Consider the following 26,737-nt stretch of genomic DNA (forward strand, 5'->3'; position numbering starts at 1 on the left):
AATGTTTAGGTTGGAAAACACCTTATGAAGTTTACTTCAAAAAATCGTTGCACTTGGTTTGACAATTCAAGACTAAAAATTTTTCTTCAGGTTTAATTTGAAATTCGGTGAGATAGGCAATAAAACCGATAACTACCAGCATGCCCCATAAAGTTTCGCAAAATATTGTCCACGTCAATAGCCAAAGAGCAAGGCTCAAATACATTGGATTACGACTTAAGCGAAAAACACCCGTTGTAATTAATGTTGATGCTTGTTCAATTTTTTTAGGGCTTACAGTGGTTTTTGCTTGCCAAAATGTTAATAAACTAGCTAAAGCAATGACCAATCCAACGAAGAACAATACACTTGCTAATACCAAAAATGTAAAGTTTAACAATTCTGTTGTCGGTAGAAGTTTAATAATGACAATACAGAGCAAAAATAAAACTGGTGGTGGAATTTTCAATTTCATGATTTTTCCTAAAAGAAACCGCACTTTAACAAATTTTGTCAAAAGTGCGGTGAGTTTTTTTCTATTTTGTTAGAACTTTATTGTATAAGTTATTACACGTTAAAGCGGAAATGCATCACATCGCCATCTTGAACGATATACTCTTTACCTTCTAAACGCCATTTGCCTGCTTCTTTGGCGCCGTTCTCACCTTTGAATTGAATAAAATCTTCATAGGCAATCACTTCCGCACGGATAAAGCCACGCTCAAAGTCGGTATGAATAACCGCAGCGGCTTTTGGTGCCGTTGCACCAATAGACACTGTCCACGCACGCACTTCTTTCACGCCGGCAGTGAAGTAAGTTTGTAGGTTCAACAATTTATAGCCGGCACGGATTACACGGTTTAGACCTGGTTCTTCAATGCCTAAATCTTGTAAGAACTCGATTTTTTCATCATCGTCAAGCTCAGCAATTTCCGCTTCAATCGCTGCACAAACCGGCACAACGACCGCATTTTCTTTTGCCGCAATTTCACGTACTTGATCTAAATAAGGGTTATTTTCAAAGCCGTCTTCATTCACGTTGGCAATGTACATGGTTGGCTTTAAGGTTAAGAAGTTATAGCCTTTGATAGCGTGTAATTCATCTTTATCCAACTCAACAGAACGGATCATACCGCCATTTTCTAAGGTCGGTAGGATTTTTTCCATAATGGACAGCTCAAATTTCGCGTCTTTGTCGCCGCCTTTGGCACGTTTTTGTAAACGTTGGATAGCACGTTCACAGCTATCTAAATCCGCTAGAGCTAATTCCGTATTGATCACTTCAATATCATCAAGAGGACTGATTTTGCCTGCAACGTGAACAATATCATCATTCTCAAAACAGCGAACAACGTGACCAATGGCATCGGTTTCACGGATATTCGCTAAGAATTTATTGCCCAAGCCTTCGCCTTTGCTCGCCCCAGCCACTAAGCCTGCAATATCCACAAATTCCATCGTAGTTGGTAATACACGCTCAGGTTTCACGATTTCTGCTAACGCATCTAAACGTGGATCTGGCATAGGCACAACGCCTGTGTTTGGTTCAATAGTACAGAACGGATAGTTTGCCGCTTCAATACCCGCTTTGGTTAATGCATTAAAAAGAGTGGATTTACCTACGTTTGGTAAACCGACAATGCCACATTTAAATCCCATGTTATTTTCCTGTTATGTAGGGTGCGTGGTAAACGCACCGTTTAAAAATTAAAATAAATTGGTGCGTTTATTACACACCCTAGATTATTGACAACGTTCATCTTTGGGAAATCACCCGGCACGAGCCGTGCCGGGTTCGTTAAACCCAGCCCCGCCGGGGCTGAACAGAAGAGCCGCAGAGCGGCTCAGATTATGTAACCCTATACGGCTCGTATAGGGTTTGTCATCGCTCTGTAGGACGTTTACACGCACCCTACGCTATGCTTTAAAGCTATTCAACCGATTAGTAGCTTTGGTCACACCGTCTTTAAACCAAATCTCTAAACAACGGCCGGCTTCGTCAACCGCGGCGTTGATTTTCTCCTGATCCTGCGGTGCGGCTTTGCTTAATACGTAACCCGCCACAAGCTCTTTGCTACCGGGGTGGTCAATGCCGAGACGAATACGATAGAAATTATTGTTATTGCCTAATGCTGCCACAATATCCTTCAAACCGTTATGACCGCCATGACCGCCACCTTGTTTGATTTTCGCCACGCCACAAGGTAAATCTAATTCATCGTGGGCAACCACAATTTGCTCCGGCTTAATACGGAAGAAATTCGCCAACGCCCCCACGGCTTTACCGCTTAAATTCATAAAAGTGGTCGGAACCAACAACCACACATCCCCCCCAGCCGTGGCAATTTTGGCGGTTTTCCCAAAATATTTCGCATCATCCTTAAGGCTAACGTTATACATCCGCGCCAATTCATTCACCAGCCATTCACCGGCGTTATGACGCGTGCCTTCATATTTTGCCCCAGGGTTCCCCAGACCGACAATCAATTTAATTTCAGACATTTTTATTTTTCCGGTATGAAATAGGCGCGTATTGTACTTGAAAGCGCATTTTTTCTCAATGGCGAAATAGTGCGGGAATAATCTAGCTCGCGCCGTGCGGGGGTAGTTAAACTCAGCCCCGTTGAGACTGAGAAGAATAGTCTCAGCGTGGCTTATCCAAGTCTGTGGGCAAGGTTTACTCCCCCTGGCCGAAAATGCAAATACGGCGTGGAGTTTTGGGGCGAATCGTAGGAACAAATCACATTTGTCCCAAATTGACCTTTTCACTTTGTCATGCAGTCAGAAAATAACACAGAATTGTGTCGTATTTTGATGTAAAAAATTAGCAGTTCTTTCTTCGATTTGATAGAATTCTTAAGGTTTTAATCAGAGGAACTTTTGCATGACATCTCAATCATTCTTATCTCGTTTTTTTAAACTGGCAGAAAATCGGACAACCACGAAAACTGAAATCGTGGCGGGGATTACGACTTTCTTTACCATGGTTTATATTGTGTTTGTTAACCCATCTATTCTTGGTGATGCGGGAATGGATAAACAAGTGGTTTTTGTGACGACTTGCTTAATTGCCGGTTTTGGCACTATGGCGATGGGGTTGTTTAGCAACCTGCCGATTGCTTTAGCTCCTGCCATGGGGCTGAATGCGTTTTTTGCTTATGTTGTAGTGAATAAACTAGGCTATTCTTGGCAAGTGGGAATGGGCGCGATTTTTTGGGGTTCAGTGGGGTTATTCCTATTAACCTTATTCCAAATTCGCTATTGGTTAATGGCCTCTATTCCTTTAGGTTTACGCGTAGGGATTGGGGCAGGGATTGGCTTTTTTATTGCGCTTATTGGGTTTAAAAATATGGGCGTAGTTGTCGCGAATCCTGCCACTTTAGTCGCATTAGGGGATTTACATGATCCGAAAGTGCTATTAGGGATTTTAGGCTTTTTTATCATAACCATTTTAGCCGCACGCAATATTTATTCAGGTGTTTTAGTGTCTATTGTGGTGGTCACCGGGTTAGCTTTAATCTTCGATCCGGCGGTGCAATTTAATGGCTTTGTTTCTATGCCGCCCAGCCTTGATGCGGTTGTGGGGAAAGTGGATATTGCAGGTGCGTTAGATACGGCATTATTGGGCATTATTTTCTCATTCTTATTAGTCAACCTATTTGACTCATCAGGTACGTTATTGGGCGTTACCGAAAAAGCAGGCATCACCGATGAAAAAGGTCGCTTCCCGAATATGCGTCAGGCGTTATTTGTGGACAGTACCAGTGCAGTGGTCGGTTCTTATATCGGGACTTCTGCTATTTCTACTTACGTAGAAAGCGGCTCAGGCGTGTCCGTGGGCGGTCGTACAGGGTTAGTGGCTGTGGTGGTTGGTTTATTATTCTTGTTAACCATTTTCTTCTCGCCATTAGCCGGTTTAGTGCCCGCTTATGCAACAGCAGGTGCCTTGGTGTATGTAGGCATTCTTATGGCATCAAGTTTAATCAAAGTGCAATGGGATGATTTAACGGAAGCAACGCCGGCCTTTATTACCGCAGCAATGATGCCATTTACCTATTCTATTACAGAAGGGATTGCCTTTGGCTTTATCAGCTACTGTGTAATGAAAGCTTGTACCGGTCGAATTCGCGAAGTGAACGCCCCGGTTTGGGTGGTTTCAATCCTATTCTTAATCAAATTTATTTGGGTCGGTTAATTCAAAAAAGATAGGGACAGATTTGTCCCTATTTTGTTATGTTAGGAGGACAACATGCAAAAATTACTGTTTATTTTTAATGAATCACCATACGGCACAGAAAAAACCTTTAACGGTTTACGTTATGCGGTCAATCTTTTAGAAGAACACGGCAAGGAAGTGGAAATAAAAGCCTTCTTTTTCTCAGACGCTGTGTTAGCCGGACTCGCGGGTCAACACCCTAACGATGGTTATAACGTTCAACAAACCTTAGAAATTCTCACAGGGTTAGGCGCAGAAGCTAAACTTTGCACCAGCTGCACCAAAGCGCGTGGCATTACCCATTTGCCTTTAGCGCAAGGCGTGACGGTCGGCACCTTAGATGATGTCTCTGCTTGGACATTATGGGCAGATAAAGTGATTAATTTCTAACGTCTCTTTTTGAGCATCTTGTTTTAATTGAATTATGTCAAAAACACCTTTAAAAACTACCGCACTTTCGGCCATTTCTACCCCTTTAACCGCGACTACGCTGATTGAAGCATCGGCAGGGACGGGGAAAACCTTTACAATGGCATCCTTGTATCTTCGTCTGTTGATCGGTGTCGGGGAAAATAATTTTACCCGACCGTTAACGGTGGACGAAATTTTGGTGGTGACCTTTACTGAAGCGTCAACGCAAGAATTGAAAGCACGTATTCGTCAACGTATTCAACAAGCCAAAGCACAGTTTATCGCTTATCAAGAAAATCGGGATTTAGCGGTTTTTCGTGACAGCGAAAATGGGTTTTTGATCCAACAAGATGAACAAGAAAGCGCAGACTATTTAGAGCGGTTAGATTTAAAAGAAACCATCCAACGCCTACAATTTGCGGAGCAAAATATGGATTTGGCGGCCATTTATACCATTCACGGTTTTTGCCGCCGCATGTTGATGCAATATGCCGTAAACTCGGGGATTCACTTTAATCTTGAGCTAGTGAAAGATGAAAATGCTTTATTGATTAAGCTCACGAATGAATTTTGGCGCGAACAGTTTTATGGGCAATCTTTGCCTGTGACGCAGTTTATTGCTCAATATCTCGGTTCGCCGGCGCGTTTATTACAGCGCGTTCAATCCTATTTAACCGGCAAAATGCTCAAAGTGGGGGAAAATCAACCGCACTTGTTGGAAATTTCGTTAAATGAATTTTTAACCACCTACATCGCGCCAAACCAAGAACGCATTTTACCCTTGGTGCAAGAGATTAAAACGCAATGGCAAAGCCATTTTCCTGATTTTTCCCAATTGTTTTTGGCAGAGTACAAAAAGTCAAATATGGGCTTAAATGGCGGTAAATTTAGGAAAGATTTTTACGAAAGCCGAGTGGCGCAAATTAAGCAATGGGTTGCCGATCCGCAAGCTTTAACACCACCTGCCGCGCTATGGTTTTTTACACAAGAATATATTAATGGTGCTTTTAAAGCAGGCAATGAGCCTTTTAAACATACGTTCTTTCAATGGTTAGACGAAAAAAAGGTTATTTTATTAGACGCCTTAGCGCAGGACAATTTGTTCAAAAATGCCTTGTTATACCATTGTGCTAAGGAATTGAACGCGCGATTAGTTACTTATAAACAAAACCATCCGGAAAAGGGATTTAATGATTTATTACGTTTGTTGAATGTGGCATTACATTCAGAGCAAGGGGAGCGATTAGCCGGATTTATTCGTCAGCAATATCCTTTTGCTATGATTGATGAGTTCCAAGATACAGACGAAGAACAATATCAGATTTTCTCAAAGATTTATGTCAACCAACCTGACTGCGGTTTTATGATGATCGGGGATCCAAAACAGGCGATTTATCAATTCCGTGGGGCGGATATTTTTACCTACTTAAAAGCCGCTGAAGATGCCAAAGAGCAACGCTTTACTTTAAATAAGAATTATCGTTCCGGCCCTGAATTAATTTATGCGGTGAATCAGTTACTGGATTTTGACCGCGCCTTTCTCAATGACAAAATTCAATTTGAACCGGTGGAATCAGGCAGGAAACAACCGCACTTTGCGTTAAATGGCAAGGTGCAAGCCCCATTACAGTTTTATCTCAATCGCGAGGCGAAGTTAACGGATGATGATATGGCGGAATGTTGTGCGGAGAGTATTTTGCATTGGTTACAAAGTGCGGAGAAAAATCAGGCGGTTTTTGTGAAAGGGGATGAGGTTCGTGCGGTACAAAGTGATGATATTGCGGTGTTAGTGCGTGGCCGGGCGCAAGCAGAAAAAATACAAAACGCCTTGCGTAGCAAAGGGATTGCTTCGGTTTATTTATCCGATAGAAGCAATGTGTTTGATAGTGCTGAAGCCCGAGAATTAGCCATTGTATTAAAGGCTTGTTTATATCCGACCAATGAACGTTATATTTTAAACGCCATTTCAACCGGTTTATTTGCTTTTACGGCGGCAGAAATTTACCAAGTCAAGCAGTCTGAAGCCTTATTAGAACAATGGGTCAGTCGTTTTGAACATTATCATCAATTATGGCAGCGTCAAGGCGTGTTGCCGATGATTTATCAATGTTTATTGGCGCAAGATGGTGAACTCGAAAAACAAAATCTGCCTGAAAAAATGCTGGCTTTGCCGAAAGGGGAACGCCGTTTAACCGATGTGCTGCATTTGGCGGAATTGTTGCAACAAGCGGCAGCGTTACAAGAAAGTGAAAGTGCGTTATTGCGTTGGTTTGAGCGTCAAATTCAAGGGGCGAATGTTGATGATGAAATTGACGGCACGCAAGTGCGGTTGGAATCGGAACAGAAATTAGTGAAGATTGTCACCATTCATAAATCCAAAGGGTTGGAATATGGGTTAGTGTGGTTGCCTTTTTTAGGTTATAACGGCAAAGATTATGCGCGAGATGTGACCACTTACCATAATGAGCAGGGGGAAAAATATTGGGATTTAGAGGACGAGCATGGCGTTGAAGCGGATCAAGAAGAATTTGCGGAAGCGATGCGCTTGCTTTATGTGGCATTAACGCGGGCGAAATATCAGCTTTCTTTTGTGGTGCCAACGGAATTTGATGATCGTTGGAATCCCTTGCTTTATAGCTTAACTCAAGGGCAAATTGGTACCTTGAAAAAAATTGGGGGCAAACCCAAAGGCGGCGTTTTAGTGGATGAACTCAAGGCGCGTTTGGGCGATGCCTATTGTCAAATTGCCGAGTTCAACGTGGAACATCGCAAAAATAAATGGGATGCTTCAACGCAACAACCAATTTATTCTGTCGCTGAATTTTCAGGGCGGATTGAACAAAATTGGGGGATGACCAGCTTTTCAGGGCTCACTCAAATGCACGAACGTCAGCTTTATCGTTTACGAGAACAGGCTAGTGCTAACACAGGATTGATTGACGATGCCCGAGATTATGATCGTGATGATGTTGTGATGAGGGAGACGGAATTATGCCCATCTTCCCATTGGCAAGGCTTTCCTGCAGAACGAAGCCCTTTCCATTTCCCGGCCGGGGCGAAATTTGGCGTGATAATGCATAGTTTTTTTGAGAAAAATGATTTCCGCCAAGGGGTTTCCGATGAAAGTGCGGTGCAAATGTGCCATGCTTTACAGTTAGACGAAAGTTGGCTAGAACCGTTGAAAAATTGGTTGCAGCAAGTGTTAGACGCACCTTTAGGATTAGGATTTTGCTTAGGGGATTTACCGCCACAGGATTGTTTAAAAGAATGGCAATTCTTCTTGAAATTCCACCGCACTTTTGATGTAAAAGCCTTTAACCAAGCCTTGCGAGACTATCATCCTTTATTTGAACAACCTTATCTGTTTGATGAAATCCAAGGGATGTTACGGGGTTTTGTGGATTTGGTCTTTCGTCATCAGGGCAAATATTATGTGCTGGATTACAAAACGAATCACCTTGGCGAACAGACTGAAAATTATCAGCAAAATGCCTTGGTGAACACCATGAAACAACAACATTATGATTTGCAATCTTTGTTTTACACCTTGGCGTTACATCATTATTTGCAATTACGGGATCCTGATTATGATTATGAAACCCATTTTGGCGGGGTAATTTATACCTTTATTCGCGGGATGAACGGTCAGGCAGAAAATGGTGTTTATTTTGACCGTCCGGATGTACGTTTAATTCAGGCGTTGGGGGCATTGTTCCATGCTTAATATTTTATGGAAATTACGTGAGCAAAATGTGATAAGTGCCGCGGATTATTATTTTGCGCAGTTTATTCACAATAAGTCGTTGCAACAAGTCAATACAGTAGCGCAACAGGATTTTGTGTTATTGGTGGCCGCACAGTGTCATCATGCTTATTTACAAGGCGATACTTGTATTCGTTTAAGTGAAAAATTATGGCGAAATCCCTTTGATTTGGCGGAGCGTTATTCCGATGAATTACGTGCTATTTTGGTAGAAATTCAAGAAAAATTCGCCGGTTTAACTTTGGCGCAGGGGCAGTCTTTTTTACTGGATCATATTGCTTTTACCGATCAACCCGGTCAAAAAGAAACGCCTTTTGTGGTTCAAGGGAATGGGATTTATCTTTATCGCGCTTGGCAAGATGAACAAACCGTGGTGAATTATCTGAAAAGTGCGGTAAAAAAAGCGTCATTTTCTGTGCCAACGGAGAAAGCAAAAGCGATTTTAGAACGTTATTTTCCCCAACACAAAAAACGGAATAGCGAACCTGATTGGCAGGAAATTGCTGTAGCCACCGCCTTAGTTCAGCCGTTTACCCTCATTGCAGGCGGCCCTGGCACAGGTAAAACCTATACGGTGGCGCGGTTACTGGCGGCATTGCAAGAATTGCAGTTAGAACAAAATTTACCGCCGTTACGTATTCGCCTTGCGGCACCAACAGGCAAAGCGTCTGCGCGTTTGAAAGAGAGTATTCAAGATAGTTTGGCTCAGATGAATTTAGCGGAAAAGGTGCGCCAAACCATGGTCACGCAAAGTGATACATTACATCGCGTATTAGGGGTAAAACCTTTTGAAGACGCGGTCACTTATCATGAAAAAAATCCGTTGCCGTTGGATTTATTGATTGTGGATGAAGCTTCTATGATCGATTTATCCTTAATGGCAAAACTGTTACGTGCATTGCCAAAACAGGCACGCTTAATTTTACTGGGCGATAAAGATCAGTTAGCGGCGGTGGAAGCGGGGGCGATTTTGTCTGAATTGAGCCGTTTTTTAGAACAGGATTATCCACCGGATTTTGCGGAAAAATTAGCCTTGATGACGGGGGAACAGGTTCCTGTTTCCAAACAAGCATCTGCGATGCGTCAGTATTTTGTTGAGTTAACCCTCAGCACGCGTTTTGATGACAATTCCCCGGTGGGACGTGTTGCCAAAGCCATTAATAACATGAAGGGCGCGGAAAGTTGGAAGATTTTATCCAAGGAAATACCTTTGGTGGAATATGCGCCAACGGCTTCAGATGAGCTCTCCTATCGTCAGCATTATTTGCAAAAAATCCGGCAAAGTGCGGTGGAACATTATGCGAAATATTTAGTGGAAATCCCAAATACTGCGCCTACCGAACAACAGCTACATAAAATCTTTACCGCCTTTAAATCGGTGCGCTATTTAGCCGCACTTCGCGCAGGCGATTTTGGGGTGGAAAGTTTAAATGAGAAAATCGCAGAAGCCTTGCGCGCGAAAGGCTATGTACAATTTAAACATAGCCGTGATTGGTTTGTGGGTAAACCGATTATGGTGACACAAAATGATGTGAATGTTGATTTGTTGAATGGGGATGTAGGACTTTATTTGGGCAATCGAGTTTATTTTGAAGATGAAAAAGGGGGATATAAAAGCTTCTCTATCAGCCGTATTCCTGCCCACGAAATGAGTTTTGTGATGACAATTCATAAGTCGCAAGGCTCGGAATTTGGTTTAACAGTGGTGGTTTTACCGCCTGAACCGTCCCCTATTTTAACCAAAGAATTGCTTTATACCGCTGTGACAAGATCAAAGCCGAATTTGATGGTATTCACTCGTCAGAGCATATGGGAAAGCGCGGTGAGAAATCCGATTCAACGAATGAGCGGGATTTTTGCCGGGTTAAGTGAGTAATAAATTAGGGCGAAATAAGATTCGCCCTATTGTGTTAGAGCAGGATTGTTGTTCTATTGCGCGATTAAAGCACAATCGTTTTGTTTTGATAAACAAATAAACGATCATGTAAGGCAAGATCAAGCGCGCGGCTTAATACGGTTTTTTCTACATCTCGTCCGGCTTTCATCATCATTTCTGCTGAATAGGTATGATCCACATCAATCACCTTTTGCATAATAATCGGGCCTTCGTCTAGCTCATTATTAATAAAATGGGCGGTTGCACCGATAATTTTTACGCCACGTTCATAAGCGCGTTTGTAAGGGTTTGCGCCGATAAAGGCAGGTAAGAATGAATGGTGAATATTGATTACACGATTAGGATAACGCGCTACGAACTCAGGGTTTAGCACACGCATATATTTGGCTAAGACGATGAAATCCGGCGCATATTGATCAATCGCTTGTGCCAATAAGGCATCATGTTCTACACGGGTTAAGCCTTCGTGGCTAACATGGTGATAAGGCAAATCAAAACGTTCAACCAAAGAACGTAAATTATCATGGTTGCCAATGACCGCCGCAATTTCAACATCTAAACCACCGTAATAGGTTTTCATTAAAATATCACCTAAACAATGGGCTTCTTTTGTCACTAAAATTACGATACGTTTTTTACGGTCGGCATCAATTAAACGATAATTTGCCCCTTCAGGTAAGCTGAATTTTAAATCTTCCAAGAGGGTTTCTTCGTTAAAAATGCCTTGTAATTCGGTACGCATGAAGAAATGTTTTGTTTCAAAATCAACGAATTCATTATTATGCAAAATATTTAATTGATGCTTATAACAAATATTGGTGACTTTGGCGATCAAACCTTTATCATCAGGGCAGTCGGTAAGTAGAATTTTATTTTGTAACATAATATTAACCGAGAAAAATTGAAAATAAAAACCCATAATTAAAATTATGGGTTCAATGAAAATACAAGATTAGATAGCAAATGAATCGAGTGATTTACCTGCGTTTAATGCCGCTTGGATTGCACGCGGTGTACGGCCTTGCCCGGTCCATGTTTTGGTTTCACCATTTTCATCAGTATATTTATATTTAGGCGCTAAAGGTTGACGTGGTTTACGTACTTTTGCCGCTGTTTCTGCACCTAAATCCGTTAAAGAGATACCGTTTGCTTTTAATTCTTCTTTATATTTCGCAATTAATTCTTGGCGCGCTTTTTCTTCTGCGATAGCCGCTGCGTCCGCTTCACGTTTTTCAGCAATGGCTTGTTGTAATTTTTCTAATGCTTGTTCAGCAAGTTCTAAACCTAATTCATTTACGGCTGCACGTAAAGAGCGAAGGTTATTTAAATTTTTAGCTAAAGACATATTGTTCTCCTGTAATTTAAATAGGTTATTAAAATAATAACGGTGTAATAATAGAAGAAATAAGAATTAATGTAAATTAATAATTTATAAAATAATAAATTAGACGGTGGTGTGAGTTGATTTTTCAAGAAAATCATGCATTTTTTAGTTGGAAAAACACCATTCTTATTGTAAGCTTCTCAATCTATTCAATTTTATATAGGTGAACCAATGGAATTAGTTGATTTCTCGACCTCAGTTTGGTCGATTTTGCCACCCTTATTAGCACTTGGGTTGGCGATTATTACGCGTAAAGTGTTGTTGTCATTAAGCGTTGGTATTGTCGTCGGCGCGTTAATGTTGGGTGACGGTAGCATTGGTACGGCATTGACGTATTTAAGCGATCGTATTGTTTCTCTCGTTTATAGCGTGGAAGATCAGGCGATTAATGACAGTAACGTCAATATTATTATTTTCTTATTATTGCTCGGTATTTTAACCGCACTTTTAAGTGTTTCAGGCAGTAATCAGGCCTTTGCAGAATGGGCGCAAAAGCACATTAAAGGTCGCCGTGGTGCAAAATTAATGGCAGCTTGCCTTGTATTTGTGACCTTTATTGATGACTATTTTCATAGTTTAGCGGTAGGCGCGATTGCGCGTCCGGTTACCGATAAGTTTAAAGTCTCACGGGCTAAATTAGCTTACATTCTTGATTCTACGGCAGCACCGATGTGTGTGATGATGCCGGTTTCAAGCTGGGGGGCGTACATTATGACGCTCGTAGCGTCTTTATTAGCAGAGCATGCTATCGAAGGTTACTCCCCATTTACCGCTTTTATGACCATGAGCGCGCTAAACTTTTATGCGATTTTCTCTATGATCATGGTATTTGCCGTTGCCTATTTCACTATTGATATTGGTCCAATGGCACGCCATGAAAGATTAGCCTTAGAGCAAGCAGAGCATAGTGAACATGTAGATGCAGGTAAAGGTCATGTGCGTAACTTAATTTTACCGATTATTGCGTTAATTGTGGCGACTGTGGCAATGATGATGCACACCGGGAATCAAGCTTTAGTGGCAGACGGTAAAGCATTTAGCGTGTTAGGTGCGTTTGAAAATACCACAGTAGGGATTTCTTTAGTGGTTGGGGGATTAAGTGCGGTCGTTGTTTCAACGATTTTAATCCTGTTAGCGGGTAATGTTTCTGTCTCTGAATACGTTAAATCTTATGGTGTAGGCATGAAATCCATGTTTGGTGCCATTGCAATTTTATTCTTTGCGTGGACCATTAATAAAGTGGTCGGCGACATGCAAACAGGGAAGTACCTTTCAACATTAATCTCAGGCAATCTCAATGCGGCATTTTTACCTGCCTTATTATTCATGTTAGGCGCTGCAATGGCGTTCTCAACAGGCACCAGCTGGGGAACATTCGGGATTATGTTGCCGATTGCCGCGTCTATTGCGGTCAATGCCGCACCTGATTTGTTAATTCCATGTTTATCTGCCGTGATGGCTGGGGCAGTATGTGGTGACCATTGCTCGCCGGTATCGGATACAACTATTTTGTCATCCACAGGTGCAAAATGTAATCACATGGATCATGTTACAACGCAATTACCTTATGCTTTAGTTGTTGCAACAGCAACGACCCTAGGCTATTTAGCGGTAGGTTTTAGCCATTCGGGGCTGTTAGGTTTTGTGGTCACGGCGATTGTGATGGTTGGTGCTATTTTTATCACCAAAAAGCGTCAATAATGTGATTTAGATCATATTTTCTAATAAAAAATTTTATTTTGTGAAATTTATAAAATGCGGCATAAAGTCGCATTTTTTTTATTTTTGATGCTTTTATTTTTATATAAAACTATAAATTAAATCATTTTTAGCATTTATCTCTTTAAAATTGCATTTTTCAGTCAAAAAAAGCAATGGACAATCGATTTGAATGAAGTAAACTACATCTCAATACGCAGATTCAGCAAAAGTGGCTAAGGCGGTTTGCTTACTTTGCGTTAGATGAGTTAGATTTAACGGAGAACAGTATGAAAAAACTATCAGGTGCAGAAATGGTTGTGCAGTCCTTGCGTGACCAAGGGGTAAAATATTTATTCGGCTATCCGGGCGGTTCCGTATTGGATATTTATGACGCGATTCATACCTTAGGTGGTATTGAACACGTTTTAGTCCGTCATGAGCAAGCGGCAATTCATATGGCGGATGGTTATGCGCGTTCAACGGGTGAAGTCGGTTGTGCGTTGGTAACCTCAGGCCCTGGCGCAACCAATGCCTTAACGGGAATTTTTACCGCTTATGCGGATTCTGTGCCTTTAGTGGTTTTAACAGGACAAGTGATGTCGCATTTAATTGGTACAGACGCGTTCCAAGAATGTGACACCATTGGTTTAACACGCCCTATCGTAAAACATAGTTTTATTGTTCAACGCACAGAAGATATTCCGGCAATTATCAAAAAAGCCTTTTATATTGCTTCAACAGGTCGCCCCGGCCCTGTTGTAATTGATATTCCAAAAGATATGGTTAATCCGGCCAATAAATTCCCTTATGAATATCCGGCAGACGTTTCTATGCGTTCTTACAACCCAACGGTACAAGGACATAAAGGACAAATTAAGAAAGCCTTAAAAGCCTTACTTGTGGCGAAAAAACCCATGTTGTTTATTGGTGGGGGCGTTGTGATTGGCAATAGTAGCGAAAAATTAACGCAGCTTGCAAAACAGCTCAACCTTCCTGTGACGTCATCACTTATGGGCTTGGGCGGTTACCCTGGCACAGACCGACAATTCCTTGGCATGCTTGGTATGCACGGCACTTATGAAGCCAATACAGCGATGCATAATGCGGATTTGATTTTAGGGATTGGCGTACGTTTTGATGATCGTACAACCAATAATTTGGCAAAATATTGTCCACACGCCAAAGTGATTCATGTGGATATTGACCCAACCTCAATTTCAAAAAATGTGAAAGCGGATATTCCAATTGTAGGCAGCGTAGATAATGTTTTAACGGAGTTTTTATCTTTATTAGAAGACGAAAACTTAGCGAAATCTCAATCGGATTTAACAGAGTGGTGGAAGCAAATTGATGAGTGGAAAGCGAAAAAATGCTTGGAATTTGACCGCACTTCAAAAGAAATCAAACCACAAGCAGTTATCGAAGCCATTTATCGTTTAACCCAAGGCGATGCCTATATTGCTTCTGACGTAGGCCAACACCAAATGTTCGCCGCGTTACATCATCCATTTGATAAACCACGCCGTTGGATTAACTCAGGGGGCGCAGGAACAATGGGCTTTGGATTGCCGGCTGCGATTGGTACAAAATTTGCGCATCCAGATAGCACGGTTGTCTGTGTAACCGGTGATGGTTCGATTCAAATGAACATTCAAGAGCTTTCTACCGCAACCCAATATAATACGCCAATTGTGATTGTCAGCTTAAATAACCGTTTCTTAGGTATGGTGAAACAATGGCAAGATTTGATTTATTCAGGTCGCCATTCGCAAGTTTATATGAATTCCTTGCCAAACTTTGCGAAATTAGCGGAAGCTTATGGACATGTGGGTATTCAAATTGATACTGCGGATGAACTTGAAGAAAAATTAGCACAAGCCTTTGCCATTAAAGATAAATTGGTCTTTGTGGATGTTCGCATTGACGCTACAGAAAATGTCTATCCAATGCAAATTCGCGGCGGTGCAATGAATGAAATGTTATTAGGTAAACCAGAATAAGGAGCAACAAAATGCGTAGAATTTTATCTGTCTTATTAGAAAATGAATCAGGTGCATTATCACGTGTGGTTGCTTTATTCTCACAACGTGCGTTTAACATTGAAAGCTTAACGGTTGCACCAACAGACGACCCGACACTTTCACGTATGACCATCGAAGCATCCGGTGATGAACAAGTGTTAGAGCAAATTGAAAAACAATTGCATAAGTTGGTTGATGTATTCAAAGTTATCAGTTTAAGCGATTGTGACCATGTTGAACGCGAAGTAATGTTATTAAAAGTTCGTGCAACAGGAACGGGGCGTGATGAAATCAAGCGTTTGGCGGATATTTATCGTGGTCAAATAGTGGACGTCACCCCAAAATCTTACACCATTCAATTAACCGGTGCGAAAGACAAATTAGATGCCTTTATTGGCGCGGTCAAAGAAGAAACAAGTATTCTTGAAATTGTTCGTTCAGGCTTGATTAGCTTATCGCGCGGCGAGAAGAATATGTTGTAATTGATTTTAATGATAATATAGAGGGGATTGTTGAAATCCCCTTTTGTACGAGAGACACTATGCTAAACAAACAAACAAACAAACAAACAAACAAACAAACAAACAAACAAACAAACAAACAAACAAACAATAGTATTTTATTGTCTTCTATTTATCTATTCTGCTATATCTAATTCCGCTCTAGGTTATCCACCTAATATTTATGCTTTGGCGGGTAATTTTCTTATCTTGTTAATCTTCTTTAGATTGTCAAAAATTTTATTTTTAAGCGCAGTCATTTTTCATAGTATTGTCTGTGCAATTTATATTCCAGAAGCTATTTTCTATGGGAAACCTTCAATTGGAATAATTGCTTCATTGTTTGAAACCAATGTACAAGAAAGTTTTGAATATTTGCAATCATTACCTGCATATACATATTTAATTTCGTTATCATTTTTTCTATTTTCATTAGGATTTGCTTATTTTTCGTTAAAAATTAACCGCACTTTATTCAAAAAACGTTATTTAGTCCTTTTTTTGGTATTTTCTGTTATCGCAACTCTATATAAACCATACAGCAATGCGAAAAAAGGAAAAGGATTTTATTTTTCAGATACCCGAGTATCATTGCTTGGCTTTTATTTTGTGAATTACCAATTAATCAATGCATATCAAGTAGAGAAAACTAACCTTGAGAAGTTAAAAAACATTTCACCCACGTGGAATATTTTATCGGTAAATCCAAAATACCAAGATTATATTTTGGTTATTGGTGAAAGTATGAGACGTGATTATCTATCTCTCTATGGCTATCCTAAAAATACCACACCATTTTTAGATCAGACAAAAGGAGTTGTATTGGCAAATTATATTTCAGCAGCACCTAATACTCAGCCGTCTTTATTACGTAGCCTTTATCATTACCAAGGTGATAATACGCAATATCAAAATAATATTGTTACCTTGGCAAAACAGGCGGGATTTGAAACCTATTGGCTTTCTAATCAAGGAATGACAGGAGGCTTTGATACTGTTGCGGCTCGAGTTGGTTCAAGAGCAGATATTACCTATTTTACTAAACAATTATCAGATAGTGCGATTAATATTAATGACAGAAAATTATTGCCTATTTTTAGTACATATTTAAAGCAAATAAGCAATAAACCAAGGTTATTTATTTTACATTTAATGGGATCTCATCCTGAGTTTTGTCAACGCATTGATAATTTACCAAGTTTTGAACTAGTTAATAAGGATATGGCTTGTTATTTAGAAAGTATTAAGCAAACAGATTCGCTTATAAAGAATATAATTGAAGAATTAAATCTCACTCATCATCGGTATAGTTTAATTTATTTTTCAGACCATGGTTTATCTCATACGGATAAAGAGTCTAATGATGTAAATTTACGTGTAGGTAATCAATATAAAGAAAATTATCAAGTGCCATTTATTAAAATTTCAAGTGATGACCAAGATAAGATCACTATTTCGGCACCGCGCTCAGCGTTTAATTTTATTTTTGGTTTTGCTCAATGGCTAGGGATTAAAGAGATGTCTTTAGATAATGGCTACCAATTTTTTTCAGAAACGCCTGATAATATTGAAGTCTTTGATTGGCATAATTTAATTAATTATGAGCAATTATCAAGCGATCCAGCATTAAAATAATAAACTAAAGTGCGGTCAAAACTAACAAGTTTTAACCGCACTTTTTTATAGTCTAATTGTTATTCTTCTGTTTTTGGTGGTTTAATTGCCAAAAGATTACATTTTAATCGACTGATAACATGTTCTGCGGTGTTACCAAGTAGTGCAGCCGATAAACCTGTTCGGCCGACTGTGCCAAGTACTACCAATTCTGCCCCTAATTCTTCCGCTACTTCAGGAATCACATCTTCAGGGAAGCCTTCACGAACGTGAGTGTGATCTTCATCAATGCCAAATTTTTGACGTAAGGCTTTCATATTAAGCAAGTGTTGCCCACGAATACTGTTAACATATTCTTTGGTGTGGAATTCAGGTAAATCAATAGCCATATTGATTGGGGTTGGCGGATAAGCACCAACTAAATGAATATTGCCACGTTCAAATGAGTCTGCAAGATTTGTGCTGAGTTCCACCAAATATTGGTTAAATTCATCATGGTATTCTTCATCACCGGAAACATTCACCGCCACAAGAATACGGCGTTGGTGTTTCCAGTCTGCATCACGCACCATTAACATTGGCACAGGGCATTTACGTAACAATTGCCAGTCCATTGGGGTGAAAAATAATGAGCTTAAGGTTTCTTCTTCCTTGGTGTATTTCACTACCAAATCATAATCTTGTTTAACGAATTCTTCTACAATGGCTTCTGCTTCATTGCTATTCCAAACGACCACAGAGGTAAATTCGATATTAGGATCCGCATATTTATCCAGATAAGGGGCAATTTCTTGGCGGCGTTGCTCAATTACACTACGATGCATATCTTCGCGCTCTTCTGATGAAAGTAAAGCGGACATTTCGTAAGATAAATCGTAGGCGGCAAGGAAAAGTGTGATTTTAACTTTGGTATCACTTTTTTGTTCTTTGGCTAAACGAACTGCACGCGCAAGCGCATATTGTTTTTCATTTTCAGGATTTAAAACAACGAGAATATTATTAAACTTCATAATGACCTCCATGCGTAAGTTTTTATTAGGATAGAGCAGAATAGCGGGTATGACAAGGATAAGAATAGCAAAGTGTGATATAGAACAACTTTTTAATGAAAAAAGAGCACAAGTCAGATGACTTAGCGTCTTTTTTAAGAGTGATAAGAGAGACGTTTATTATAAGGCACACAGACAGTATGCCTTATAAATAAGGATTGAGATAAATTTAGATAAACTGGATTTTGGTTCGGTGTGAACCCGACAATTCATAAAGTTTTTCTAAATCATTAATGGTGAGATATTTGCCTTGCACATTTAAAATGCCCATTTTTTGGAAGCGTCCAAGTAAACGGCTAATGGTTTCAACGGTTAAGCCAAGGTAATTACCAATATCCCCACGTGTCATTGTGAGACGGAATTCTTTAGAAGAGAAACCTCTTGCGCCATAACGTTTTGAAAGATTATAAATAAAGGCGGCGAGACGTTCTTCTGCATTCATTTTTGAGAGCAACAAAATCATTTCTTGATCCGCTTGAATTTCGTTACTCATTAAACGCATCATTTGTTGGCGCAATTTAGGCATTTTGCCTGTTAAATCGTCTAAAATATCAAAGGGAATTTCACAAACCATGGCGGTTTCAAGCGCTTGAGCAAAGCTTGGGTGTTTCATATTCATAATGGCATCAAAGCCAATTAAATCACCCGGTAAATGGAATGAGGTGATTTGCTCTTCCCCTGTTTCGCTAATCGTGTAGGATTTGATCGTACCCGAACGAATTGCATAGATAGAGTTAAGGTTATCACCGGCTTTAAAAAGCACTTGTGATTTGTGGATAGGTTTTTTACGCTCAATGATATTGTCAAGTTGATCTAATTCTTGTTCATTGAGTGTAAAAGGAATGCATAGTTGGCTAATACTGCAATCTTGACAGTGAATAGCACAGCCACCAGATTGAATTCGGCGATTCGCGTCATTGGTTGTTGTAGATGTCATGAATTCCCTAATCCATTTGAAAAAACTGGATAAACTACGAAATTTTTGGTTAAAATTGATCTAGCTCAAGAAAGTGAAAGGATTTTAACATTAAATTAGCAAATTAAGAAGTAATAAATAAATGAAAAGGGAAAATTATGGCTGTTGAAAAATTAACAAAGACAAGACTTCTTCAAATTATTGTGATGTTGCTTATTCTTATTGGGGCATTTTTGTATCGAACTTATCAATAATGAGTGCAAAGGAATGAGTACAAAGGAAATTAGCTAACAATATAGCGTGACGATGTCACAAGATAAATAAGAAAAAAAATGACCGCACTTAGTACGGTCATTGGGTATTTAATGTATTAGTTTGCTGTGGCTAAACGTGCTAAATCTTTATCAATAAAGAATAATGACTTGCCATCTTCGCCCACAAGATTGAATTTATCCAAGATACTACCGAATAATTTTTCTTCTTCGTGTTGTTCGCCTACGAACCATTGTAAATGATTGAATGCAGACCAATCTTTTGCTTCTAATGTTGCGGTTACTAATTCATTGATTTTACGCGTGATCAATTTTTCGTGTTCAAAGGTTAATTCAATCACTTGACGTAAGGATTGATATTCGTGTGCCGGTGCTTCAATCGCTTCAATTTTAGCTTCTGCACCGGTTTCAATTAAATAGGTGAAGATCTTACGCATATGTTGCATTTCTTCTGCTGCGTGTGCACTTAAAAACTGTGCTGCACCTACATAGCCTTTATGTTCGCACCACGCACTCATTTGCAAATATAAGTTAGAAGAGTAGAACTCAAGGTTCATTTGTTCATTTAATAATTTAATGATGTTAGATGGTAACATGGTATTTCTCTCCTAAATTATAAAGTCGCTAAATCTCTGTCGATAAAATATAAAGAACGGCCGTCTTCACCAAGAATATCAAATTTATCAATAATACCTGAGAAGAGCGTTTCTTCTTCGTGTTGTTCCGCAACATACCATTGCAAGAAGTTAAAGGTTGAATAATCTTTGCTTTCGTAAGTCACTTCAACTAATTCATTGATTTTTGACGTAATGAATTTTTCATGTTCTAACGTGGTTTCAAATACTTCTCTTAATGAGGCATATTCAGCACGTGGGGCTTCGATTTTACCTAAAATTGGCAAGCCGCCTGTTTCGCTGATGTATTGGAATAATTTTTGCATATGTTGCATTTCTTCATCCGCATGACGGCGTAAAAATGCGGCAGCACCTGCATAACCGCGCTTTTCACACCACGCGCTCATTTGTAAATAAATATTTGATGAATGAAACTCTAAATTAATTTGTTCATTCAATTTATCAGTGATTGCTTTATTTAACATGATAGTATCCTTCTTTCTAATAAAGTAATGATATAAGCCATTAATCGGTGTTCATTTTAACCTTTTTTTTACAATTTTCAACCATTATATTTTATAAGTAATTAATTTTATTCATAATTTTAATGGTAACCATTCTTATTTTGGTCATCAAGATATAAATAATTTTCAACTGTTTTTATTTAAAGCGTCAAAACTAATACACCTGCAATGATTAAACTTGCACCTAAAATCAACTTCATACTAAGAGGTTCGCCCAGTACAACCACTCCAAGCACGATAGCAATAACAACACTCAATTTATCAATAGGGGCGACCCAAGAGGCGGGGGCAAGTTGTAGTGCGCGATAGTACAACAGCCAAGATAAACCTGTTGCCACACCGGATAGAATCAAAAAAGCGAAGGGTTTAGCGGCAATATGTTGGGGTAATTGCCATTCATTTCGCGCGGTAATAATGCCAGCGGTGACAAAAAAGATCACAATCGTACGAATAAAGGTGGCGAGATTGCTATTCATCCCTTCGACACCTAACTTACCAAAGATAGCGGTTAAACCTGCGAAAAATGCTGAACCGACAGCAAAAATAATCCAGTTCATTTTGATCCTTAATTCTAGAGATTAGGCGGATTTTACTTTTGTAAAACAGAGTGTTGCAATAATAAGCACCACAATAGAAACATAAAATACCGAACTATAATGCCAATGCTGCGCAATAATTCCAGCCACAGGGCCGCTGGCAATCCAGCTGCTTTTAGCCGCATTGGAAAATAATGTGGTCGCCGTTCCCATTTGCGTTGGCATAAGATCTTGAAAATACACCATACCAATGGTGGCAACAATACCGATAATAATGGCATTGAGTAATTGTAAACTGATCAATTGCCACGTTTGTGTTGCCCAAGGTAAACCGATATAGAATAATAATCCCGCCAAAAGTGCGGTAAAAATCAGTGCTTTTTTGCTGTAATATTTAGTTAAATAGCCGGCAATCAACATAATCGGAATTTCTATTCCTGCGGCAGTTCCCATTAATATACCCGCTAAACGTTCGGGTAAATTGAGCTCGTGAATAACATATAAAGGCATATTTATCAAATACATACCATTACTTCCCATCACTAAAAAGCACATCATAAATAAGTAAAATACGCTTTTCTTGTCTGTTTGCGAATCTTCAATGTGATGTTTTTTGGGGGCGATATGACGCATCTTTGTTTTAGGCAAAAGTACAGCTGAAATCAAAGCACATAACAAAAATGCCAAGGCAGCAACAAGATACATATAGTCAAAGCCCCAACCCAGTGCAATACTAAAAGACAATGGCGGTCCAACAATCCAAGCAAGCGAAATTTGCGTACGCATAATTGTAGTAAACATCACCGCTTCACGCCCTGAGTTTTCCGCATATTCACGCGCTAACGCAAAAGATTGGGGATTTGATGCCGCACCAATACCTAATAAAAATGTCCCGAGAAAAGCCAGTACATAGTAATTGCGGCTATAAGCAAAAACCAAACACCCCATCATTGCAATTATGCAACAAATAATGATGATTTTACGGCGATCATCAAGCTTATCCGAATAACGCGCTAAAATTTGACTTAACACAATCCCCATTAGCGCGTTAAAAGCATAAAACAAGCCCACCATAAAAGGCGAAACCTGAATTTCCTGAGATAAAAACAGACTCAGTGTCGGCAGTTGAAAAGACGAGGCAATACCGGTTAAAAAGGCAATAAGCAAAAAAGCAAAAGCAACGGTATTGGCTTTTTGTTCTGAATGTGATGGGGAAAGCATAAGATTAATCAGTGAGAAAATTTGGTGGAATTATAACAAAAATGAAAGAAAGATAACCGCACTTTTGCTGAAGTTGAGAGAAAAACCGTGAATTCTTTTTGGAAATATGGTAAAACTACTGGCGAATTTTTTAACTTTTATATAGGAAAAGCAATGTCAAACTTACAAACAATCATTGAAGAAGCGTTTGAACGCCGTGCAGAAATTACGCCTAAAACTGTTGATGCAGCAACACGTGCAGCCATTGAAGAAGTGATCGAGGGCTTGGATAGCGGTAAATATCGCGTAGCTGAAAAAATTGATGGCGATTGGGTTACTCACCAATGGTTGAAAAAAGCCGTGTTATTATCTTTCCGTATCAATGATAACGAGATGATTGATGGTGCAGAAACAAAATATTACGATAAAGTGCCTTTAAAATTTGCGGATTATACGGCAGAACGTTTCCAACAAGAAGGTTTCCGTGTGGTGCCGTCAGCAACAGTGCGTAAAGGGGCTTATATTTCTAAAAACTGTGTGTTAATGCCATCTTATGTCAATATTGGTGCGCATGTGGGCGAAGGCACGATGGTGGATACTTGGGCAACGGTAGGTTCTTGTGCACAAATCGGTAAAAATGTTCACTTATCAGGTGGCGTGGGTATCGGTGGGGTGTTAGAACCATTACAAGCTAACCCGACTATCATTGGTGATAACTGTTTTATCGGTGCGCGTTCTGAAGTGGTTGAAGGTGTGATCGTTGAAGACGGTTGTGTGATTTCAATGGGCGTATTCATTGGTCAATCCACAAAAATTTATGACCGTGAAACAGGCGAAGTGTTCTATGGTCGCGTTCCTGCCGGTTCTGTGGTGGTATCAGGTAGTCTTCCGTCAAAATGTGGTAAATACAGCTTATACTGTGCGGTTATCGTGAAAAAAGTAGATGCGAAAACCTTGGGTAAAGTGGGTATCAACGAATTACTCCGTACGATTGATGAATAATTAAACGATTCAAAAATGAAAAAAAATCCTCCGACCCTAGGGGGATTTTTTGTTATTGTTAGGTAATAAATATAAGAGAGAACAAGATGCTTTGTGCAATTTATAAAAGTACGAAAAAAGAGGGGATGTATCTTTATGTTGAAAAACGTGATCAATTTGATAAAGTCCCTGACGCATTGCTAACCGCCTTTGGAAAACCGATTTTTGTGATGCTATTTAATTTAGCGGGTTCAAAGCCACTTGTGCAGGCAAAAAATCAAGATGTAATCACTAGTTTGAACACGCAAGGTTTTTATTTACAAATGCCAAAGCAAGAAGAAAATTTATTGGAACAATTTAAAAACGCGCAAAAATCCGACCGCACTTCGTAATGATTAGTTTGTATGTTGTTCATTTAATCAGGTAGGGTGAAAAAAATACTTGCTGAACCTAGCGGGATTAGGCAATATAAAAAGATAACAAATTTTAGGGAATAGGTAATAATTATGAGCAAATCCTTGGTTATTGTGGAATCGCCGGCAAAAGCGAAAACCATTAATAAATATCTTGGTAGCAACTATGTTGTGAAGTCAAGCGTTGGGCATATTCGAGATTTGCCAACCGCAGGGGCTACCACAGGTGAGAAAGCCAAACCTATTTCAACGAAAGGGTTGAGTGCGGATGAAAAAGCGAAAATTAAGGCTGAAAAAGAACAAGCCGCTTTAGTCAAGCGCATGGGAATCGATCCTTATCACGATTGGAAAGCGAATTATCAAATTTTGCCCGGCAAAGAAAAGGTGGTTTCTGAACTTAAAGCGTTGGCAAAAAAAGCGGATCATATTTATCTGGCAACCGACTTGGATAGAGAAGGGGAAGCCATTGCTTGGCATTTGCGCGAAGTGATTGGTGGCGATGAGAGCCGCTTTAGTCGTGTTGTGTTTAATGAAATCACGAAAAATGCCATTAAACAAGCCTTTGAAAAACCTGAGCAATTAAATTTAGATCGGGTTAATGCTCAGCAAACACGCCGTTTTTTAGATCGCGTGGTAGGTTTTATGGTGTCGCCTTTATTGTGGAAAAAAGTGGCGCGCGGTTTATCTGCGGGACGCGTTCAATCGGTTGCAGTTAAATTATTAGTAGAGCGCGAACACGAAATTAAAGCTTTCCAGCCTGAAGAATATTGGCAAGTGGCCGTTGATACTACGACTGCCAATAAAGACAAAATTCAATTGGATGTAACTGCCTTTAAAGGCAGTAAATTTGAGCCTAAAAATGAACAACAGGCACAAAGTGCGGTGGATTTTTTAGCGAAATCAGAATATGTGATTTCGGATTTAGACACGAAGCCAACCAGCTCTCGTCCACGCCCGCCGTTTATCACCTCAACGCTACAACAGGCAGCTAGTACACGTTTAGGTTTTAGCGTGAAGAAAACCATGATGATGGCGCAGCGTTTGTATGAAGCAGGTTATATTACCTATATGCGTACAGACAGCACAAATTTAAGCCAAGATGCCTTAAATATGGTGCGCGGTTATATTGAACAGCACTTTGGTCATGATTACTTACCGGCTAAACCGAATTTCTATTCAAGCAAAGAAAACGCGCAAGAAGCCCATGAAGCGATTCGTCCCTCTGATGTGAATATTTCCATGAATGATTTAGTGGGTATGGAAAAAGATGCGGTGCGTTTATATGATTTAATTTGGCGACAATTTGTGGCTTGCCAAATGCCGGCAGCACAATATGACAGCTCAACGTTAACGGTAATGGCCGGTGATTATGAATTAAAAGCAAAAGGACGAATTTTACGTTTTGACGGTTGGACAAAAGTGTTGCCACAAACGTCAAAATCCCCTGAAGATCAAGAATTGCCACCGGTTTCAGTCCAGAGCAAACTGGTATTGAAAGCCGTTTTACCGACACAGCATTTTACCAAGCCGCCGGCACGTTATACGGAAGCGGCGTTAGTGAAAGAATTGGAAAAACGCGGTATTGGTCGTCCATCAACCTATGCAGCAATTATTTCAACCATTCAAGAACGCGGTTATGTTCGTACGGAAAATCGCCGTTTTTATGCAGAAAAAATGGGGGAAATTGTGACCGATCGCCTAAATGAGTCTTTTGGCGAATTAATGAGTTATGATTTCACTGCCAATATGGAAGATACGCTGGATAAAATTGCCAATGGGTCAAAAAATTGGAAAACAGAACTTAATCAATTCTTTAAAGATTTTTCAAGCCAATTAAGCAAAGCGGAATTAGATGAGATTGAAGGGGGGATGAAGCCAAATAGCCTTGTCCCTACAGATATTGATTGTCCAACTTGTGGACGAAAAATGGCGATTCGTACTGCAAGCACCGGGGTTTTCTTAGGCTGTACAGGCTATGCTTTACCCCCAAAAGAACGCTGTAAAACCACTATGAATTTGATTCCGGAAGCGGAATTATTGAATGTGTTAGATAGCGAAACGGAAACCAAAGCCTTGATGGCGCGTAAACGCTGCCCTAAATGTGAATCGGCGATGGATAGCTATATTATTGATCCAACACGTAAATTACATATTTGTGGTAATAACCCGAATTGCGATGGTTATCTTGTGGAGCAAGGTACATTTAAAATTAAGGGCTATGACGGCCCAATCGTGGAATGTGATAAATGCGGTGCGGATATGCATCTCAAACTAGGGCGTTTTGGCAAATATATGGCTTGTACAAGCTGTGATAATACCCGCAAGATTTTGAAAAACGGCGAAGTGGCACCACCCAAAGAAGAGCCGATTGCGTTTCCTGAGCTGAAATGTGAAAAAGCAGATGCTTATTTTGTGTTGCGAGACAGTGCCGTTGGGGTGTTTATGTCAGCCCATAATTTCCCGAAAGTACGAGAAAGTCGCGCGGCTAAAGTGTCAGAATTAGCCCAATATCGCGAACGTTTACCGGAGAAATTCCAATATTTGGCAGATGCACCAACGCAAGATCCGGATGGTAACGAAGCGATTATTCGCTTTAGCCGTAAAGAAAAACGTCAATATATCACCTCAGAAAAAGGTGGAAAGCAAACGAAATGGATACTGAATTATATTGATGGTAAGTGGGTAGAGAAGTAGCCTCGCTTAGAATAGGAAAGTGCGGTGATTAAAAATCATATTTTAATCACCG

At 39.9% G+C, this 26,737-nt stretch carries 22 protein-coding genes; 11 read left to right on the plus strand and 11 right to left on the minus strand.

Annotated features, from left to right (window positions below):
* Positions 1-31: 31 nt before the first annotated feature.
* The 3 genes from E7T07_RS07495 to pth form a co-directional block, all read right to left on the minus strand.
* Positions 32-454, minus strand: a complete 423-nt coding sequence (locus E7T07_RS07495; RefSeq protein ID WP_135710414.1) for a methyltransferase family protein — start codon at positions 452-454, stop codon at positions 32-34.
* Positions 455-546: 92 nt separating this feature from the next.
* Positions 547-1,638, minus strand: coding sequence for a redox-regulated ATPase YchF (gene ychF, locus E7T07_RS07500; RefSeq protein WP_021113949.1), 1,092 nt, complete (start codon positions 1,636-1,638; stop codon positions 547-549).
* Between the two features lie 258 nt (positions 1,639-1,896).
* Positions 1,897-2,481 carry an aminoacyl-tRNA hydrolase gene (pth, locus tag E7T07_RS07505; protein WP_135710416.1) on the minus strand — a complete coding sequence of 195 codons (585 nt, stop codon included), beginning with the start codon at positions 2,479-2,481 and terminating at the stop codon, positions 1,897-1,899.
* A 382-nt stretch (positions 2,482-2,863) separates the two neighbouring features.
* On the opposite strand from pth, the gene E7T07_RS07510 reads away from it, so the two are divergent.
* The 4 genes from E7T07_RS07510 to recD are packed head-to-tail and all read left to right on the plus strand — an operon-like array spanning position 2,864 to position 10,245.
* The gene (locus E7T07_RS07510) at positions 2,864-4,174 is read left to right on the plus strand and encodes an NCS2 family permease (RefSeq protein WP_135710419.1); all 1,311 of its coding nucleotides are present in this window, start codon (positions 2,864-2,866) and stop codon (positions 4,172-4,174) included.
* A gap of 54 nt (positions 4,175-4,228) precedes the next feature.
* On the plus strand, positions 4,229-4,585 hold the full coding sequence (locus E7T07_RS07515) for a DsrE/DsrF/TusD sulfur relay family protein (RefSeq protein WP_135710422.1): 357 nt from the start codon (positions 4,229-4,231) through the stop codon (positions 4,583-4,585).
* 34 nt (positions 4,586-4,619) lie between these two features.
* Complete coding sequence (gene recB / locus E7T07_RS07520) at positions 4,620-8,330, plus strand: exodeoxyribonuclease V subunit beta (protein ID WP_135710425.1); 3,711 nt, start codon at positions 4,620-4,622, stop codon at positions 8,328-8,330.
* The gene (gene recD / locus E7T07_RS07525; RefSeq protein WP_135710427.1) at positions 8,323-10,245 is read left to right on the plus strand and encodes an exodeoxyribonuclease V subunit alpha; all 1,923 of its coding nucleotides are present in this window, start codon (positions 8,323-8,325) and stop codon (positions 10,243-10,245) included. Before recB ends, recD begins: the two co-directional genes overlap by 8 nt.
* A 64-nt stretch (positions 10,246-10,309) precedes the next feature.
* On the opposite strand, the gene purU is transcribed toward recD, so the two are convergent.
* Both purU and E7T07_RS07535 read right to left on the minus strand, forming a co-directional pair.
* Positions 10,310-11,149, minus strand: coding sequence for a formyltetrahydrofolate deformylase (gene purU, locus E7T07_RS07530; RefSeq protein ID WP_135710430.1), 840 nt, complete (start codon positions 11,147-11,149; stop codon positions 10,310-10,312).
* A 69-nt stretch (positions 11,150-11,218) separates the two neighbouring features.
* A complete protein-coding gene (locus tag E7T07_RS07535) occupies positions 11,219-11,611 on the minus strand; it encodes an H-NS family histone-like protein (protein ID WP_135710433.1) in 393 nt (130 codons plus the stop codon).
* A gap of 210 nt (positions 11,612-11,821) precedes the next feature.
* Between E7T07_RS07535 and E7T07_RS07540 the strand changes: the two genes are divergently transcribed.
* The 4 genes from E7T07_RS07540 to E7T07_RS07555 all read left to right on the plus strand — a co-directional run bounded on the left by E7T07_RS07540 (position 11,822) and on the right by E7T07_RS07555 (position 17,507).
* A complete protein-coding gene (locus tag E7T07_RS07540; protein WP_135710436.1) occupies positions 11,822-13,351 on the plus strand; it encodes a Na+/H+ antiporter NhaC family protein in 1,530 nt (509 codons plus the stop codon).
* Positions 13,352-13,638: 287 nt separating this feature from the next.
* Complete coding sequence (locus E7T07_RS07545) at positions 13,639-15,351, plus strand: acetolactate synthase 3 large subunit (RefSeq protein ID WP_135710439.1); 1,713 nt, start codon at positions 13,639-13,641, stop codon at positions 15,349-15,351.
* Between the two features lie 11 nt (positions 15,352-15,362).
* Positions 15,363-15,854 (plus strand): acetolactate synthase small subunit, encoded by a 492-nt coding sequence (gene ilvN / locus E7T07_RS07550; RefSeq protein ID WP_135710441.1) that lies wholly within the window; start codon positions 15,363-15,365, stop codon positions 15,852-15,854.
* Between the two features lie 246 nt (positions 15,855-16,100).
* The gene (locus E7T07_RS07555; protein ID WP_135710444.1) at positions 16,101-17,507 is read left to right on the plus strand and encodes a phosphoethanolamine transferase; all 1,407 of its coding nucleotides are present in this window, start codon (positions 16,101-16,103) and stop codon (positions 17,505-17,507) included.
* A gap of 59 nt (positions 17,508-17,566) precedes the next feature.
* Here the strand turns inward: E7T07_RS07555 and uspE are convergent, their stop codons facing one another.
* The 6 genes from uspE to E7T07_RS07585 form a co-directional block, all read right to left on the minus strand.
* Positions 17,567-18,496 carry a universal stress protein UspE gene (uspE, locus tag E7T07_RS07560; RefSeq protein ID WP_135710447.1) on the minus strand — a complete coding sequence of 310 codons (930 nt, stop codon included), beginning with the start codon at positions 18,494-18,496 and terminating at the stop codon, positions 17,567-17,569.
* Between the two features lie 208 nt (positions 18,497-18,704).
* Entirely contained in the window at positions 18,705-19,472 is a 768-nt protein-coding gene (gene fnr, locus E7T07_RS07565) for a fumarate/nitrate reduction transcriptional regulator Fnr (RefSeq protein ID WP_135710451.1), read from the minus strand.
* Positions 19,473-19,821: 349 nt separating this feature from the next.
* Positions 19,822-20,319 (minus strand): non-heme ferritin, encoded by a 498-nt coding sequence (ftnA, locus tag E7T07_RS07570; protein WP_135710454.1) that lies wholly within the window; start codon positions 20,317-20,319, stop codon positions 19,822-19,824.
* 17 nt (positions 20,320-20,336) lie between these two features.
* Complete coding sequence (ftnA, locus tag E7T07_RS07575; RefSeq protein ID WP_135710457.1) at positions 20,337-20,822, minus strand: non-heme ferritin; 486 nt, start codon at positions 20,820-20,822, stop codon at positions 20,337-20,339.
* 179 nt (positions 20,823-21,001) lie between these two features.
* The gene (locus tag E7T07_RS07580; protein WP_135710459.1) at positions 21,002-21,418 is read right to left on the minus strand and encodes an EamA family transporter; all 417 of its coding nucleotides are present in this window, start codon (positions 21,416-21,418) and stop codon (positions 21,002-21,004) included.
* 21 nt (positions 21,419-21,439) lie between these two features.
* Entirely contained in the window at positions 21,440-22,618 is a 1,179-nt protein-coding gene (locus E7T07_RS07585; RefSeq protein ID WP_135710461.1) for an MFS transporter, read from the minus strand.
* A gap of 153 nt (positions 22,619-22,771) precedes the next feature.
* Here E7T07_RS07585 and dapD point away from each other — a divergent pair, with 153 nt between their 5' ends.
* The 3 genes from dapD to topA all read left to right on the plus strand — a co-directional run bounded on the left by dapD (position 22,772) and on the right by topA (position 26,685).
* Positions 22,772-23,599 (plus strand): 2,3,4,5-tetrahydropyridine-2,6-dicarboxylate N-succinyltransferase, encoded by an 828-nt coding sequence (gene dapD, locus E7T07_RS07590; protein WP_135710464.1) that lies wholly within the window; start codon positions 22,772-22,774, stop codon positions 23,597-23,599.
* 86 nt (positions 23,600-23,685) lie between these two features.
* A complete protein-coding gene (locus E7T07_RS07595; protein WP_135710467.1) occupies positions 23,686-23,970 on the plus strand; it encodes a YcgL domain-containing protein in 285 nt (94 codons plus the stop codon).
* 114 nt (positions 23,971-24,084) lie between these two features.
* Positions 24,085-26,685: a type I DNA topoisomerase gene (gene topA, locus E7T07_RS07600; protein ID WP_135710469.1), complete on the plus strand. Its 2,601-nt coding sequence runs from the start codon at positions 24,085-24,087 to the stop codon at positions 26,683-26,685.
* Positions 26,686-26,737: the final 52 nt, after the last annotated feature.

The organism is Actinobacillus porcinus (assembly GCF_901764995.1).
In the GTDB taxonomy this organism is placed as follows: domain Bacteria; phylum Pseudomonadota; class Gammaproteobacteria; order Enterobacterales; family Pasteurellaceae; genus Exercitatus; species Exercitatus porcinus.

Coding starts and splice junctions, on each gene's coding strand:
- E7T07_RS07495 (WP_135710414.1), bottom strand. CDS start 454: ATGAAATTGAAAATTCCACCACCAGTTTTATTTTTGCTCTGTATTGTC.
- ychF (WP_021113949.1), bottom strand. CDS start 1,638: ATGGGATTTAAATGTGGCATTGTCGGTTTACCAAACGTAGGTAAATCC.
- pth (WP_135710416.1), bottom strand. CDS start 2,481: ATGTCTGAAATTAAATTGATTGTCGGTCTGGGGAACCCTGGGGCAAAA.
- E7T07_RS07510 (WP_135710419.1), top strand. CDS start 2,864: ATGACATCTCAATCATTCTTATCTCGTTTTTTTAAACTGGCAGAAAAT.
- E7T07_RS07515 (WP_135710422.1), top strand. CDS start 4,229: ATGCAAAAATTACTGTTTATTTTTAATGAATCACCATACGGCACAGAA.
- recB (WP_135710425.1), top strand. CDS start 4,620: ATGTCAAAAACACCTTTAAAAACTACCGCACTTTCGGCCATTTCTACC.
- recD (WP_135710427.1), top strand. CDS start 8,323: ATGCTTAATATTTTATGGAAATTACGTGAGCAAAATGTGATAAGTGCC.
- purU (WP_135710430.1), bottom strand. CDS start 11,149: ATGTTACAAAATAAAATTCTACTTACCGACTGCCCTGATGATAAAGGT.
- E7T07_RS07535 (WP_135710433.1), bottom strand. CDS start 11,611: ATGTCTTTAGCTAAAAATTTAAATAACCTTCGCTCTTTACGTGCAGCC.
- E7T07_RS07540 (WP_135710436.1), top strand. CDS start 11,822: ATGGAATTAGTTGATTTCTCGACCTCAGTTTGGTCGATTTTGCCACCC.
- E7T07_RS07545 (WP_135710439.1), top strand. CDS start 13,639: ATGAAAAAACTATCAGGTGCAGAAATGGTTGTGCAGTCCTTGCGTGAC.
- ilvN (WP_135710441.1), top strand. CDS start 15,363: ATGCGTAGAATTTTATCTGTCTTATTAGAAAATGAATCAGGTGCATTA.
- uspE (WP_135710447.1), bottom strand. CDS start 18,496: ATGAAGTTTAATAATATTCTCGTTGTTTTAAATCCTGAAAATGAAAAA.
- fnr (WP_135710451.1), bottom strand. CDS start 19,472: ATGACATCTACAACAACCAATGACGCGAATCGCCGAATTCAATCTGGT.
- ftnA (WP_135710454.1), bottom strand. CDS start 20,319: ATGTTACCATCTAACATCATTAAATTATTAAATGAACAAATGAACCTT.
- ftnA (WP_135710457.1), bottom strand. CDS start 20,822: ATGTTAAATAAAGCAATCACTGATAAATTGAATGAACAAATTAATTTA.
- E7T07_RS07580 (WP_135710459.1), bottom strand. CDS start 21,418: ATGAACTGGATTATTTTTGCTGTCGGTTCAGCATTTTTCGCAGGTTTA.
- E7T07_RS07585 (WP_135710461.1), bottom strand. CDS start 22,618: ATGCTTTCCCCATCACATTCAGAACAAAAAGCCAATACCGTTGCTTTT.
- dapD (WP_135710464.1), top strand. CDS start 22,772: ATGTCAAACTTACAAACAATCATTGAAGAAGCGTTTGAACGCCGTGCA.
- E7T07_RS07595 (WP_135710467.1), top strand. CDS start 23,686: ATGCTTTGTGCAATTTATAAAAGTACGAAAAAAGAGGGGATGTATCTT.
- topA (WP_135710469.1), top strand. CDS start 24,085: ATGAGCAAATCCTTGGTTATTGTGGAATCGCCGGCAAAAGCGAAAACC.